The 15,379-nt window shown below is 37.9% G+C and carries 12 protein-coding genes; 4 read left to right on the top strand and 8 right to left on the bottom strand.

Annotated features, from left to right (window positions below; all coding sequences use genetic code 11):
• The 3 genes from FC36_RS12695 to FC36_RS05095 all read left to right on the top strand — a co-directional run.
• On the top strand, positions 1-330 hold a 330-nt coding region (locus FC36_RS12695; RefSeq protein WP_156409511.1), incomplete at its 5' end, for an IS3 family transposase.
• Between the two features lie 177 nt (positions 331-507).
• Complete coding sequence (gene pepF / locus FC36_RS05100; protein ID WP_025021247.1) at positions 508-2,310, top strand: oligoendopeptidase F; 1,803 nt, start codon at positions 508-510, stop codon at positions 2,308-2,310.
• Positions 2,310-2,585, top strand: a complete 276-nt coding sequence (locus tag FC36_RS05095; protein ID WP_025021248.1) for a hypothetical protein — start codon at positions 2,310-2,312, stop codon at positions 2,583-2,585. Before pepF ends, FC36_RS05095 begins: the two co-directional genes overlap by 1 nt.
• A gap of 49 nt (positions 2,586-2,634) precedes the next feature.
• Here FC36_RS05095 and FC36_RS05090 read toward each other — a convergent pair whose 3' ends face one another.
• The 6 genes from FC36_RS05090 to FC36_RS05065 all read right to left on the bottom strand — a co-directional run bounded on the left by FC36_RS05090 (position 2,635) and on the right by FC36_RS05065 (position 10,623).
• A complete protein-coding gene (locus FC36_RS05090) occupies positions 2,635-3,246 on the bottom strand; it encodes a hypothetical protein (RefSeq protein WP_056986750.1) in 612 nt (203 codons plus the stop codon).
• Between the two features lie 124 nt (positions 3,247-3,370).
• Positions 3,371-4,072 (bottom strand): aspartate/glutamate racemase family protein, encoded by a 702-nt coding sequence (locus FC36_RS05085; RefSeq protein WP_035188641.1) that lies wholly within the window; start codon positions 4,070-4,072, stop codon positions 3,371-3,373.
• Between the two features lie 20 nt (positions 4,073-4,092).
• Positions 4,093-5,604, bottom strand: a complete 1,512-nt coding sequence (murE, locus tag FC36_RS05080) for a UDP-N-acetylmuramyl-tripeptide synthetase (RefSeq protein ID WP_025021250.1) — start codon at positions 5,602-5,604, stop codon at positions 4,093-4,095.
• A gap of 24 nt (positions 5,605-5,628) precedes the next feature.
• The gene (locus FC36_RS05075; protein WP_025021251.1) at positions 5,629-6,852 is read right to left on the bottom strand and encodes a carboxylate--amine ligase; all 1,224 of its coding nucleotides are present in this window, start codon (positions 6,850-6,852) and stop codon (positions 5,629-5,631) included.
• Positions 6,853-7,006: 154 nt separating this feature from the next.
• A complete protein-coding gene (gene asnB, locus FC36_RS05070) occupies positions 7,007-8,896 on the bottom strand; it encodes an asparagine synthase (glutamine-hydrolyzing) (RefSeq protein ID WP_035188645.1) in 1,890 nt (629 codons plus the stop codon).
• Positions 8,897-9,036: 140 nt separating this feature from the next.
• A complete protein-coding gene (locus tag FC36_RS05065; protein ID WP_056986749.1) occupies positions 9,037-10,623 on the bottom strand; it encodes an APC family permease in 1,587 nt (528 codons plus the stop codon).
• Positions 10,624-11,217: 594 nt separating this feature from the next.
• Here FC36_RS05065 and FC36_RS05060 point away from each other — a divergent pair.
• Complete coding sequence (locus tag FC36_RS05060; RefSeq protein WP_025021253.1) at positions 11,218-12,366, top strand: GGDEF domain-containing protein; 1,149 nt, start codon at positions 11,218-11,220, stop codon at positions 12,364-12,366.
• Positions 12,367-12,443: 77 nt separating this feature from the next.
• On the opposite strand, the gene FC36_RS05055 is transcribed toward FC36_RS05060, so the two are convergent.
• Positions 12,444-14,561: an EAL domain-containing protein gene (locus tag FC36_RS05055; RefSeq protein ID WP_056986748.1), complete on the bottom strand. Its 2,118-nt coding sequence runs from the start codon at positions 14,559-14,561 to the stop codon at positions 12,444-12,446.
• A 35-nt stretch (positions 14,562-14,596) separates the two neighbouring features.
• The gene (locus FC36_RS05050; protein ID WP_023859536.1) at positions 14,597-15,241 is read right to left on the bottom strand and encodes a hypothetical protein; all 645 of its coding nucleotides are present in this window, start codon (positions 15,239-15,241) and stop codon (positions 14,597-14,599) included.
• Between the last annotated feature and the right edge of the window lie 138 nt (positions 15,242-15,379).

Here is a 15,379-nt window from a genome sequence, read left to right as displayed (position 1 = left end):
GAAGACAAACTTCCTGAAGGTGTTAATCCCATTATTCACTCTGACCAAGGTTGGCATTATCAATTGGACTACTATCGTGAAAAGATTGATTCATTGGGTCTAATCCAAAGTATGTCCCGCAAGGGAAATTGTTTAGATAATGCCCCTATGGAGAGTTTTTTTCACCTTCTCAAAATCGAATCGCTATCTGAAATCAAGAGCTGTAAGAACATAGCTGAGTTCACATGGCTCTTCAGAAAGTACATCAATTGGTATAATAACGACCGAATTTCGAACAAAACAAAAAACATGAGTCCGGTTGATTTCCGAACTCATGTCTTAGCTACTTAAAATATATTTTGTCTAACTTTTTTGTTGCACTTCAGATTTAATCCAATAAGTTTTTTTACTTAGATCACGGTTCTATAAATATAGATCATAATTACCAGCTATCCTAAAAGCAGATTTTTACGGCTTTTGAAATAGCTATGCTATAATTAAAAAATGTTAAGAAAGGATGTTGATTTTATGGCTTTACCAAAACGTAAAGATGTCCCTAAAGAACTCACTTGGGACGTTACAGCAATCTATGCTGACGATTCTGATTTTTACACTGACCTTGAGGTAGCTAAGACTTTAACCCAAGAATTTGTCACTAACTACCAAGGTAAATTAAACTCTGCCACCAAAATTGTAGCAGCTTTAAAACCTTTAGAAGTAATTGAAACTAAACTTTCCTGGTTAAGTCACTATGCGTTTTTACAACAGGCTAGTGATATGACTGATCCTCATTTCAACCAATTATTGCGTGATTTTTCCCATACTGAAGCCGAAATTTCCGCCCAATTGACCTTCTTTGAAAACGAAGTGTTAACTAATGATGTGGCAACCTTAGAAGCTGTGGGAGAACTTGATACTGCTCACGCTAATTTAGTTCGGACTTGGAAGAGGTCTAAAAAACACCTTCTCACACCTGAGGTCGAACAGGTACTTGCCAGTTTAAACCCTGTTTTTGCGGGACAAGAAAATCTTTATACAACTGCACGGGCAGCCGACTTTGATATGCCTGATTTTGAAGTTGATGGGGTTAAATACCCAATGTCTTTCGTTCTTTACGAAAACACTTACCAATATTACCCAAATCCTAAAGTACGGCATAAAGCGCACAAAATTTTTTCTGACGTTTTACGTCAACACCAAAATACGATTGCAGCTAACTACTACAACCAAGTCCTTAAAGAAAAAACGATGGCCACTATGCGCGGGTTTGATTCCGTCATTGATTACCTTTTAGATGGTCAAGAAATTAGCCGTGAAATGTTCGATCGTCAAATTGACTTAATTATCAATCAATTAGGACCGATTATGCAAAAGTACGTTAAACTCATTCAGTCAGAACATGGATTGGATAAAATGACTTATTCTGACTTACAAATTGCTTTAGATCCCGACTTTACTTATCCAACTAGCTTAGATGATGCGAAGAAGTACATGACTGAAGCTCTTAAACCTTTAGGATCAGATTACTTGAATTCGTTAATGCCCGCCTTTAAAGAACGCTGGATTGACTTTGTTGCAAATGCCGGCAAGGAATCTGGGGGATTCGAAACTACACCTTATGGGCTTCACCCTTATATTTTGATGTCTTGGACAGATACTTTACCTGATGCTTACACTTTGGTCCATGAATTAGGACATGCGGGAAACTTCATTGCCATCAATAAGCACAATCCAATTTTAGCCGGTGAACCCTCTCTCTACCTTATTGAGGCGCCTTCAACTTACAATGAGTTACTCTTAACCCACTATTTTGAAAGTCAAAACCCTAACCCACGGGCTTTGCGTTTCGCCTACACCACCATGCTAACTAACACCTATTTCCATAACTTCATCACCCACCTTTTAGAGGCAGCTTATCAAAGAGAGGTTTACCGCTTAATTGATGCAGGCCAAGGTTTTGATGGTGCGAAGTTAACGGAGATTAAGATGCAGGTGCAAAAGCAATTCTGGGGTGATGCCGTTGATATTGATGAAGATGCTGGTTTAACTTGGATGCGCCAAAGTCACTACTATATGGGCCTCTATTCTTACACTTACTCCGCAGGATTAACAATTTCGACTCAAGCCTATCTCCAATACCTCGATGAAGGTCAAACAGCAATCGACCGTTGGTTGGAATTTTTAGCCTTAGGTGATCAAAAAGCTCCATTGGAAGCGGCTAAAATTGCTGGTGTCGATGTCTCCACTAAAGAACCTTTGGAAAATACCATCGCCTTCTTAGGCCAAACCGTAGAAAAAATTATTAAGCTTACCAAGGAAATCAAGGCATAGTGCTTGTTAGTGAATTTTTACAAGCCAGCCAAGGTCTTGATGACAAACGGCAGGTCGTTTGGAAAAATGAAAAAGAAAAGTATCAGGCCTTAACCCGACTTCAGTCTCAAAGTCAGGGTTACCAATTGATTACCAGTGAAGATGGGGGTATAACTTTAAATGATTTACGAATAAAGTTACAAGCTCTTTCTAAAGACGAGCATCTTTTCTTGCCCGATGAACGACCTCTGCTAGGCTACCAAATTTTTCATCCCACGATTATTTGTCTTAATTAACCACAAAAGAACCCTAACACGAGACCAAAATCTCATGTTAGGGTTCTTTTTATGCTTCGGTTACGTCATCTTTGTATCCATCCTTGTATCCATCTTGATATCCTTGCCGATATTTACTCGATGAACTACCTTCTACTTTTTCATGTTTTTTATTTTTTACTTTCTTGTCTTCCTTAGCAGCATCATAGCCAGCACGGTAGCCTTGTAAATATTGTTCATTATTCATACGACTATGGCGATGATGATTAATCATAAAGAGCCAAAACCAAGGATTAGTGATAATACTTTGATGGTAGAACCCTCGCCGATAACGCGAACTTAGCTTTTGCTTTTGAAAAATATTTTGCGCTTGCGAACGTGTATAAGAACCACTCGTAGCATTACCGGCAAAGCCTTGATGGTTAGTTGTTTGCCCTGTTGAAGAATAAGACTTATTGCTTGAGGTTCGATAACTAGCATCTACGCTTGTGGCGTTTTTACTTGGTTTCACTGTCTTGTAAGAGCCCTCAATTACCCGAGTCTTATGTGACCAAGGCCGACTATTGCGGTGATAATTGCCAAAGGAGCGCGTAGTAGTACGATAGCCTCGGCTCCGCCCGAAAGAACGTGCATTAGCAACCGGTAAAATGATTCCTAGTACTAGGATAAAAGTTGCTACCAAAAGGCTAGCTTGTTGAATTTGTTTTTTCAGTTTTAACCCACCTCAATTTTTTCGCTTTATCTAATACAGATTTATTGTATCGTAAAAAGCCCAGCACTTCAAAGGAAATGCTAGACTTCTGAATTTAATTTTGTTTTGCTAAAGCCACCGTCTTTTCAGCCAAAATAACTTGTGCATCAACAATTGGTTGGTCTGTAATTGGTTCTCTTTCTTGAGCAAGCGAAAGTTCTGTACAACCTAAAATTACGACGTCACAATTTTGTTCTATTATCATTTTAGCTACTGTATCTTGGTAAAGTTTCGAGTCGACATGATTCTTAACTTTAATTTCATCATAAATCAACTTAGTCGTCATATCCATGATTTCTTGATTTGGTCTGACAAGTTCATAACCTGCATCTAAGACGGCCTGGTCATAAATACCATGTTCAATCGTCCCTTTGGTTGCTAAAATACCAACCCGCTTTGCCTGAGGATAAATTTCCTTAATCGTAGCCACAGCTTCTTTAGGCATATGCAAGATTGGTGCTTGGGCAACCTTGCTCAATTCTTCGTAAAAATAGTGAGCTGTATTACAAGGCAAAGTATAGAATTTTGGCTTCAAAGTGTTGATAGCCTGAATATCTTCAATCATCGGAGTCAAAGGATTAGGTTGGCTATGATCTAAAATGTAAGCAGTTCGATCAGGAATTGTCGCATGGTTCAACAAAATATAGTTGAGATATTCTTGATCCTTATGCGCCGGTGTCGCCAGATTAACTTGGTGGATATAACTTTCCGTTGCCATCGTCCCCATTCCACCAATAATTGCAAAAAAGTTTTCCATTTTCTTTCCTCACTCCGCTTTTATTTGTCGTATTTAGCCAAAAATTTTTGGGCTAAGATATGATCACCTGGGTAAGGAATATCGGTTCCTCCCTCATGTAAGAACTTTTCTCGTCCCTTAGCTGCTAGGAAGACCACATCACCTGATTGAGCTTCTTTAATTGCTGCTTCTATTGCTTCTTGACGGTCGATAATCACGTGGGTTTCTACCTGTTTTTCATCTACATGTGCGCGAATTTCTGCAATAATATCACGGGGATTTTCTAAGAAATTATCATCACTAGTTAGATAGACTACGTCTGCATATTCTGTCACTGCTTGTCCGATATCAGCGCGACGTGATTGAGCTTTACCACCGGGGGCTCCAACAACCACAATTAAATTCCCAGGGTAATCATGTTTCAGGAACTTACATGCTTCGGTAATACTCAAATAATTATGAGCATAATCAACACAAGCTGTAACCCCCTTGTGATTATGTGCTAATTCCATTCGCCCAGGCACTAAGGTCTTTAGCAAAGCTTCCTGAATAGTTACAAAGTCAATGTCAACTATACTGAGACAAGCTAAAGTAGCTGCCAAAGCATTTTCATAGTTAAAAAATCCGGGGATTCTAATCCGTAATTGCCCGTTTAAGGCTACCAATTTAGCTTTTTCTGTTGTTATATCAAAGTAACCATTATCTTGCGCAACATAATGGTAATCTGCACTTTCGGTACCAAAAGTAACTATTTGGCCCTGAGCCTTTTGAACTAAGTAATCATAAACCTGTGTTTGGCGATTAACAATCACGTGTTTAGCATGTTCAACAATTTGACTTTTACAGTAAAGATAATCTTCAAAAGTTGGATGTTCAATCGGACTAATGTGGTCGTGCGAAATGTTTAAAAATACCGCCGTATCAAATTCTAAGCCATAAACTCGATTTTTCTTATATGCTTGGCTGGAAACTTCCATCACCAAATATTCTAGCCCATTATCAACCATTTGTCGCATCATCTTGAACAAATCTAAAGATTCCGGTGTTGTAAGATGAGCTTGTTGATAAGTATGACCATCTAGCATATTGGCAATCGTTGAAAATTGACCAACTTTACCAGGTGCAACTGTATTTAATAGCTGATGGGCAAAGTAAGCTGAAGTAGTCTTCCCTTTTGTACCGGTAAAGGCAATAATTTTCAAATTCTTTTGTGGGTTACCGTAAAACTCACGAGCTAAAACTGCCATTGCCTTAGTCTCATCTTTAACCATAATCGCAACTGCTTGCCCATATTCTGTGTTCTCATAAAGATTACGCGCTATAAAAATTTGACAGCCTTTTTCTAAAGCACTAGTTAAATAGTTTGGATTAAAGTTAATTCCCTTGCAAATAAAGAGGCTTTCCGGCTTAACAGTGCGTGAATCATAAGTTATATCTGAGAACTCTATGTGAGTTAAGTTAGCCGGTAAATCATAGTAATACCTATCTTGGTAAATAATATCTTTGAGTAAATTTTCTGCTTTTAAAAGTTCAATAACACGGACTAATTCCACTGTTAGTCACTCCCTTGATTGGATTTAGCGCTGTACAAAGTAACGTTTATAATTCCCTTTTAAAATGTGGAAAGCATAACGCATTAATAAGCGGTGCTTGAAACTATCCTTCTTATAAAAAGCCGTTGTCCCTTTTTGGCCTTTTTTCAAAAGTTCCATTGCCTTTTGCTTGTATTCATTATCTTTGGCGTACTTGTAGAAGACTTCTTCAGGAGCCCCCAACCAAACCTTTTGGACTTGACCATATTGAACTTGATCTTGTGGTTTATGGTAAACTTGATCGTCAACTAAAACTTCTGCTAAATTGCAACCATTTAAAGTACAGTAGTAGCTTGAACGGCCTTGACGAATGTTAATTTCGAAAACCTTAAAAATCCCATCACGTTCATCATACTTCAAATCAAAATCTGCAAAACCAACATAATTAATGCTTTCTAAAAATTTTTGAATATTATCAAAAATTTGTTGGTTTTGTTCTGGTAAGATTACCATATAGTTCCCAACCGCTGCTGGAGCTGGGTCTTCCAAAAGTGGATGACCCAACGCAATCATGCGCACCTTGTGGTCAGACCCAACATAAGCGTTAACCACACGCATATTTGAGTCATCCCCAGGAATAAAATCTTGGCAAATCATCTTACCCGTGTAACCAGCTTGGTAAATCTTAGGTAAAAGTTCATCAAATTCTTCACGTTTATCTAGAATGAAGGCTTTTTTGCGTCCTTCAAAGTGGACGTCTAGCCATTGGATACTATCAGAAGGCTTTAGAGCTACAGGAAAATTAAAAGGAAGTTCAATTGACGCAGGATTAGTCGCCATTTCTTTAGTTATTAATTGTGTTTTTGGAAAAGGAAGTCCATGTTCTGCTGCCACTTCGTAAAAACTTTCCTTGTTACCTAAGCGGTTAAACAACTCATTGTCAATATAGTTACAAATAAAGTTTTTTTGTAATTCAGCCACATGCTTAGAAACTAATTCGCTATAACCATCGCCACAAGCTACCAAAATGTAAGTTGTATCTGCATCCATTGTTTGCGTAAATTTTCGCAAAGTTTCAATGAAAATAGGATCACTATTAAAGTTCTCAACTAAATTAACATCTACAATCTTACTGTATTTAGTTGTCGCTAAAGCTGCTACCCCAAACGCAATACTCTTAACACCGTATGCTTCATGAAAGGAACGTGCCATCCCGTAACAATTAAAATCAGTTCCTAATAAAACAGGTTGTATTTTAATATCTGCCATAAGTTATTACCTTCAATTCTTCAAAATATATTATTTATGGTCCTTGTTCATCTCTGAACAGTTATACAAGGTAAAATGTACCATAAGAAAACCTTTTCACTCAAGGGGGTTATCAAAAAAATAACCTAATTCTCATGAATCAGGCCATTTCTTCTTATGCTTCCTTCACGGCTGGTTTAAAGTTATCAATAAAGTACAACTTATACCAGATTAAGAAAGTATAGATTGTCCAAAGCTTCCGACGACCGTCAACTTTACCTTCAAAATTGTCATCGGCTAATTGCAAGAGCTTGTCTTGGTCGAAAAATTCCTTCACAAAATCTTGGGCAAATAAGTCACGAACTTGTTGGTAGTATTTTTCTTCCCGTAGCCAAGCTCGGATTGGCACAGGGAATCCCATCTTAGGCCGGTGTGCCCATTCCTCTGGTAAATTACGGTTGGCAGCTTCTCTAAAGGCCCATTTGGTCCCCTTGTAGTTAAAAAGGTATTTGGTTGGCGTCGTTTGTGCAACAGCCATAATTTCTTTATCTAGCAATGGTACCCGTAATTCTAAGGAGTTAGCCATACTCATCTTGTCGGCCTTCAATAAGATATCTCCTGGCATCCATTGATGGATATCCACGTACTGACGCTTAGCTACTTCATCAATATCAAGGTCTTCTACCTTATCAAAGAATGGTTTCAAGATTTCATCCACGCTTGGACCGCAGTCATATTCCTGCTTCAAAATATCACTGGCTTCTTCAGGTGAGAAAATATAAGCTTGACCTACGAAATCTTCACGAGCAGGTGCTAAAGCGTGGTAGAGGTGTAAACGACCGTGGAAATTCTTTGCGTTTTTGAGCTTTTCCCCCAACGCATAACGTTGCTTACGTGGTAATTTCTTTAACTGGTCAGCTAACCAACGAATTGCTTTCGAGTTAGTATTGAAACCATAATCTGTATAACCTGCAAAGAGTTCATCGGCCCCTTCTCCAGATAACATTGCCTTGTAACCATTGTCCTTGGCTAACTTAGTCAAGAAGTACAATGGTACTACTGAAGGATTGGAATCTGGTTCATCTAAATAATATTGAATGGTTGGAAAAGCATTAAATGCCGTTTCATTTGTCAACTTCATATCCGTATTCTTCAAGCCTAAGCGTTTGGCTAATTCACGGGCATCCTTAGTTTCATCGTAAGTTGAGTCAAAACCAATGGAGAAAGTCATGTCTGGGCGCATCATAGCTGTTACATAACTAGAATCAACCCCGGCTGATAAGAAAGAACCAACCTTGATTCCTTCATCTGCAAAACTGTGGGCCTTAACCGATTCCTTCACAGCGGCTTCAATCCGGTCTACAGCTTGGTCAAAGTTCATATCTTCAGCTTCAAAGTTCGCATCCCAGTATTCTTCAATCTTTAATTGACCATCCTTGTAGTGGAAAAAGTGGCCAGCAGGTAATTTGTAAATACCCTTGAAGAAAGTTTCTTCAGTAGCAGGATATTGGAAAGTTAAATAAGGTTTTAAAGCTTCCTTGTTTAATTCCAATTTGAAGTCTGGGTGGTCTAAGAAGGCCTTGATTTCAGAACCTACAAAGAAAGTTTCTCCGATTTTACCGTAGTAAACAGGCTTAATCCCAAAATGATCGCGCGCACCAAAAAGTTCTTGTTTTTTTCGGTCCCAAATAATGAAACCAAACATTCCACGCAAACGCTTGGTAATGTTTTGGCCCCATTCTTCATAGCCATGCAAAATAACTTCGGTATCCGCATGAGTTGAGAAAGTGTGACCAGCACCTTCTAATTCTTGTCGCAATTCTTTAAAGTTATAAATTTCACCGTTAAATAAAATAGCTTTGGAATCATCCTCGTTGAAGATTGGTTGATTCCCACTCTTAACATCAATGAAGCTCAAACGACGGAAACCTAAAGCTGCATGTTCATCTACGAATTTTCCACTGTCGTCAGGTCCGCGGTGGATAATCCGATCCATCATTTTTTGAATAATTGTTTCTTTCATTTGTAAACTATCGTCGTTTACATAAGCAACAAATCCACACATAATTCTTCTCGTCCTCTCTAATATTACATATTGAAAAGTATACCACTACAATCATATCAATTTTCGTTAAAAAAGCAATAAATTTCCCTTAAACTAGTGAAAAAGCACGATTTTCATTTAATTTTGAAAATCGTACTTTCTTATTTTACTCTGCGATTAACTTTCTGTGCATGTTGCAAGTCAGGACCATCTACCCGACTAGCTAACGCCCAGTAGTAAAAAGCTAAGCTAGCCACAATAATGAGTCCAAAGTCACTAGGATACTTTAACAAGCCAATGCCACCAAAAGTATGGTCACCCAGATAAGAAATTAAGGCAATAAAAGCTAAGTAGGCTAACATCCAGCCACTTCCCTTAAGAATTTGTCCCCAGTTAGATTGATTGTAACGAGCTTGGTAATAGAAATAAATCGGTAAACCCAATGCAATAACTCCGATAACATTAATCGTTGTAGGCCACATAGTCCAGTAAATAGCTAAACTAGTCACTACAAAAGAAAGTGGTGCAATAAAGTTTAAACCACGCAATTTAACTGGTCGTTTAAAATCGGGACGCATTTTCCGTAAAGCAGCTGCCGTTACTGGACCAGTTAAATAAGCAATTAAGGTCGAAGCAGCTACGATACTGGCTAACATACTCCAATTTCTAAAAATCGAAACCATAATCGCTGACACAACAAAACTAGTGGCAACTGCAATTCTTGGTGTCATATAACGACGATCCAAACGCCCTAACCAGGCTGGTAAGTTGCCATTCTTAGTCATAGCCGCTAGGGCCCTACCAGTTGTTGCTACAAAAGCTACCCCCGTTCCAAACGGTGAAACAAAAGCATCCATGTAAAGCAAGACTGCCAACCAATGTAAACCTAACATGATGGCCACATCAGCAAACGGCGATGCAAAGTTCACCCCGTGCCAGCCACTCTTGGCCAAAGTTGCTGGATCAATTGCTCCGATAAAGGCAACTTGTAAGAAAATATAAATGATAGCTGAAATCCCGAGAGAAATAATTACCCCACGTAATATGTTCTTGCTAGGATTCTTAATTTCGCCTCCAATATTAATTACCGTTTGGAAGGCATCATAGGAAAAGATAATCCCTGAAATTGCTGTTGCTTCAAAAACTGATTTTAACCCATAAGGCATAAAGCTTTGGGTTTGACTAGTAAAATTCTCTCCGTGAAAACCAGAAATAATTAACATTACAATGGTAAGCGCTGGTAGACCTAATTTAAAGATTGAAATCAGATTTGTAAAGCGTGTTAAAAGTTGAACTGACCAAAAATTTAAGAGGGTAAAGACTAGTAAGAACAGCATAACAACCCAGAGACCGTGACTAGAGATGTTCCCATTTTCCATGAAACTTTGCGTCCACTTGGACCATTTCCAAGGCCAAGTCGACATATACTGTACTGAAGCGACCGCTTCAATAGGGATAATCGTCACCAAAGAAACCCAATTGGCCCAGGCCGCAATAAATCCTAATAAAGATCCATGACTGTACTGAGCGTAGCGACTCATTCCACCACTTTCAGGAAACATAGCTCCAAGTTCCACATAGTTGATAGCGATAATTATCATAATGACCGCCCCAATAATCCATGAGAAAATCGCAGCTGGTCCGGCAATTCGTGCCGCTTCCCCGGCCCCAAAGAGCCAACCAGAACCGATTAAAGAACTAAGAGCTAGCATAACCGCCGCAAAAAGACTGATTTTATTTTTTTTCATTAATAATTTTTCTTCTTTCTCAATTATTTGGCAAAAAAGCCTGGCAAACACCAGGTTAAGCTTTTTATCAAAGTAAAAAATCCCCGTTTTGCCACCGTATTTAGTTTACTGATGGGCCAAACCGTCGTTTCTATTCCAAGAAAATTAAACAAAAATCACACTGGTATTAGCAGTATTCCGCTTAGCGACGACTCGACCCTTACTGGGGGCTTGGACAAATGGCAATATCGTTTTTTTATATTTTTGTAATAACATGCTAACACCTCTTTCCCTTCTTTATACTCCGTCTTCTATTGTAACAAAGACTTGCTTAAGGTCAATAAAAAATTCTAAGATAAAAAGAGATGTAGTAATTAGTAATAATGGTCCACCTACGTGGCTAAAAATAGTAAAATCAGATTTTTTCTCGCTGAGTATTTGTTAACTCTTTTACTTGGCGATTTTTTCAAAAGCAAGATAAGGTTACCTTAGCTACTTTTTATTTTATAATAAAAGTTAAAATAACTTCTTTTTTATAAATAATATCCTACTCCATTTTTACTATATATCTGGTATACTATCTTTAGAATAATTTAAAGGAGTGTCTAACACCTAATGTCAAAGCAAAGATTAGTTATCAATTATGCGACTATTTTTGTTTTGTTGTTGCTCTTTGTCTTTTTTCTAGTAGATCTCCTCTTCCGTCAGATCAATCAAAATAGACAACAACAAAGCCGAGATTATGCACAGGCCCTCACCGGTCAAATCGTTAATCAAGTTGATTATGAACAAAAACTTATTCGCTCAGTAAGCTTAGACAGGCCAGCTCAACTTTCACAAAAACTAAGCCAACTTAATCCGGAGATTTTAGGAATTCATGTTAGTTCTGCTAAAAAATCTTCCTTAAAGGTTGAAAATACCCAATTAGTTCTAACAGTAGCAGATAAAAGGCAAAGCCATGTAGTTGATCTTTCTAAGTCACAATTTTTTGCGCAATTACAAAATTTCGACCTTTTTCAAGAAAACTACTACTTCAAAATTCAAAATCAAAAAGGGCAAACCATCATTACAAATTTAGAAAAAAATAAGGACTTCAATCCAATTAAAGTTAACTTTAATGTTTTACCTCAAACAACTTGGACCTTACAAATTCAACCTAGGTATGGTTGGCTTACAAATTTTGATTACTTAGCTCTAGTTACCTTTGGATTCTTGCTACAAATTACCCTCTTTATCACTATCATTTCTATTCCTGGATTTAATCGCAAAATGAAAGAAAAAATTGCTATTATGCCTGGAATGCAGGGAGATGACCTCACTATGTTGCCTAACAAAGCTGATTTCCAAGAGGAAACTGCTATCCTAGATAGTAAGGATTTACCTTATGGTTTAATCTACATTGATTTAAATTTTCTTAAATCTCTTAACGAAGCGCATGGTTATGCCGTGGGAGACCGTGTTTTAGTTGAAACTGCACAAAGAGTCACGCATATTTTGAAAAACCAAGGGCAACTTTACCGCCTTGAAGGAGACGACTTTGTAGCTTTGATTCCGCAAAAACTTTCTCCCAATGCCTACGAAAGTTTATTAGAAAAAATCGAAAGCCATATCCAAAAAGAATTGCATATCAAAGGAATTTCCTTTGTTATTGATGCATCTTTAGGTTATGCTTGTTATCCTAAGGACGGTAATACCGCAGAAGAAATTTTAGCTGCTGCTGGTCACCAAATGCATAAGGAAAAAATCCTCAAACGTAAAGGTTAAAAAAGAACCATCAGAAAATTACGCTATAAAACGTTGCTTTTCTGGTGGTTCTTTTTATTGCTCTCGGAAATTTTTCTCTACTTTTGAAGTACTTCATCAAGAACTAAAAGATAAATTTGTCGTGTCGCTAAGCTAGCTACCTTGCGCAAAGTAAAATGCAAACGGTAAGTATTATCCCAGGTAAGTATCAGATTTACCGGACTAACATCTTGATGTACTCGCATAACAGCTTGCTTCAACTTTTGACCTAAGGAGGTCAAGGAATTATTTATAATTTGATCTATGAACTCAAAATCGGTGCGATAACCACCTTGGTCTAGCATCCTTTTTATCTTCTTACTTAAGTAGAGTACTTTTAATTTTTGACCATCATCACCAATCAAAAAGAGCCGACTGTGAGATGTAATCTGAAGTGAGCTAAGTTGGTCATATAGTTCTTCATCGCTTTGATTTTCCCAACCCATCGCTTGCATTTCTAAATTTATAATTTGTTCATCTAACAATAAAGGCCGGCCATAATAGTAACCTTGAATTTTTTCACAGCCAATTTCATACAAGAAATCATATTGTGCACGCGTTTCAACCCCTTCAGCTAACGTATGCATCCCTAATTTTTTAGCCATGTTAATTACTGACGATACAATTTCTTTTGATTTATCATTCAATTGGCGCATAAAGGCTCCATCTAATTTGATACCATCAAAAGCAAAGTCCTTTAAGGTATTTAACGATGAGTACGCCGAACCAAAATCATCCATCCAAATACTGTAACCCACTTGATGTAGACGCATGATAGCTTTCTGAATTAACTTAGGATTTTCCATCGCCGTTGATTCCGTAATTTCAATTCGTAGATATCGTCTATCAAGCCCATAACGCTGGAGAGTAGTCTCAATGTAGTCTACACAATCAAAAAATTCAAAATCATCCCGTGATAAGTTAATTGCAACTGGTACTACTGGGCGACCAGCATCCAAGGCTTGACGCAAATCCTGACAGGTCTTTTCAATTACGTACATGTCAACCTTATAACAAAGATGACTTGCTTCTAGAATAGGTACATAAATACTAGGTCCTAATAAGCCATACCGAGGATCATGCCAACGAGTGAGTGCTTCAAGACTTGACGGTTTCCCCGTTAAAACACGTACAATTGGCTGATAGTGTAGTTTTAAATGTCCAGCTGCAATTGCTTGGTCGAGGTTTTCCCGTAAATAACGAGCTTGTACCATCTCTTCTCGTAATTCTTCAGAATAGACTGTCCAATAGGTATTAGCTCGAAAACGATTTTTCCGACAAGCAGCTTGCGCAAAATCACAAGCCGTAGGCACATCAACTTGGTTTTGATAAAAATAAATCCCAGCCTCAACTTTTTGCCCCCTCCGCATCATTTCCTGATGAACACTCGCAACTAGATCCAAGGTATCCGAACCTTGATAACCTACAACAAAATTATCCGCAGCTAAACGGGTTACTAGTTTAGTAGAAAATTTTGTCTGTAATAACTGACCAAACTCTGTTAATAACGTATTCCCCTCTTCAATGCTATGGCTGGCATTATATAACTGAAAATCTAAAAAATTGAAGTGCACAATGGCCGTAATTTGTTTTTTAACCTTTTCTGTTTCCTGGAAAAAATGTACTAGATTGTAAGTCTTGGTAACCGTATCTAATTGATCTGATAATAATAACTTGGCTTCTAGTTGTTTTTGGACCATACGTCCCACAATTGTCGTCGTCAATATAGGCCCATAGCTCTCTAAAGTTGTCATAGCTTTCAAATGTGGCCCAAGAATTCCCCAAAATCCTTGCAATTTATCGCCAATTAACAAAGGCCAAAGAGCTAAGGTGGTGATTTCTTTTTGTTCTAGAAGTTTAACCAAATCAGCGTTTAAAGCCATGTCTTGTCCCACATTCTGACTAAGAACCGCTTCTTTAACCTTAATTTGATCTAAAAGAGTTTGCTTTAGCGATGCATCTAACAGTTGATTTTCTCGCGTCCAACTATAAATCGCTTGCTCAAATTCAAAATTATCTAATTCCAGGAAGAAAACCTCTTGGGCCTGACTTGCCTGCCCAACTTGCGATAAGAACTCTGTCAAAATTACTTTAAAATTACTTTTCCCTAAAATTGTGGGCATAACCTGGGTAATTAGGTGTTGGAAATCTGCCTGATAATGCATATCTTGCTTCAATTTTTTTCCCCCTTAAATTTTACAACATTGCACTACTAGTTGCGATAAACTTCCTCCCCGTAAAGTCTTTGTCCATTAATTCGGACCTTTGCTGTTAAAAGCACATTACCATAAATTTTACTTCCGCTAACTCGGGCTTGCCCCGAGACTTCAGCATGACCATGAATTTGACTGTCCTCAATTTGTGCGTCATCTTTAACTTCAACAAAATTAAAAACTTCTGACTGTCCACTAATCACAGCATGATCAGAAATCTGAGCCTTATCATAAATATGACTTTCACCTTTAATAAGCGCCGCATCTGAAAGGTCAGCATAACCATAGACTTGGGCTTGGTCAAGAATTTGCACTTGCTCACTTAGTTTAGCATGGCCAAAAACTCGACTTTGCCCTGTAATATGTGCACTGTCACTAACTTCAGCTTGGTCAAAAACTTGAGCTTGTCCTTCAACTACAGCTTCATCTTTAACGTGCGCATCACCAAAAACTACAGCTTGATCAAAAACAAAGCAAGTGCTAGTTTGAGAAAGGTTACTTTCACTTTGTAAATAGCCACCCAAATCCCCCGCTTTAACTTGTCTTTTCCCAACTTGAAAGTCCTTTACGGCTTTAATACGATATAAAATAACCCCATCAAGTGTCAATGTGTCTTGCAAAACCAATTCGTACTTCTTTCCCACTTAAAACCCTCATTCCTATAGTATTCTAGTTAATATTTTATCACTTTTTCTCATTCAAGAATAGATTTTGCATTTGATTTTTGGCAGATTGCAATAAATAAATTGAACACTTCATCGAAGCATTTTTCGCATAAAGAC

The sequence above is a fragment of the Ligilactobacillus equi DSM 15833 = JCM 10991 genome (genome assembly GCF_001435735.1).
In the GTDB taxonomy this organism is placed as follows: Bacteria; Bacillota; Bacilli; order Lactobacillales; family Lactobacillaceae; genus Ligilactobacillus; species Ligilactobacillus equi.
The sequence above is the reverse complement of the archived record's forward strand: the minus strand, read 5'-3'. Positions and strand labels throughout refer to the sequence as shown.

Excerpts from the sequence above, each read along its gene's own strand:
- pepF (WP_025021247.1), top strand. The coding sequence starts at position 508 with ATGGCTTTACCAAAACGTAAAGATGTCCCTAAAGAACTCACTTGGGAC.
- FC36_RS05085 (WP_035188641.1), bottom strand. The coding sequence starts at position 4,072 with ATGGAAAACTTTTTTGCAATTATTGGTGGAATGGGGACGATGGCAACG.
- FC36_RS05075 (WP_025021251.1), bottom strand. The coding sequence starts at position 6,852 with ATGGCAGATATTAAAATACAACCTGTTTTATTAGGAACTGATTTTAAT.
- asnB (WP_035188645.1), bottom strand. The coding sequence starts at position 8,896 with ATGTGTGGATTTGTTGCTTATGTAAACGACGATAGTTTACAAATGAAA.
- FC36_RS05065 (WP_056986749.1), bottom strand. The coding sequence starts at position 10,623 with ATGAAAAAAAATAAAATCAGTCTTTTTGCGGCGGTTATGCTAGCTCTT.
- FC36_RS05060 (WP_025021253.1), top strand. The coding sequence starts at position 11,218 with ATGTCAAAGCAAAGATTAGTTATCAATTATGCGACTATTTTTGTTTTG.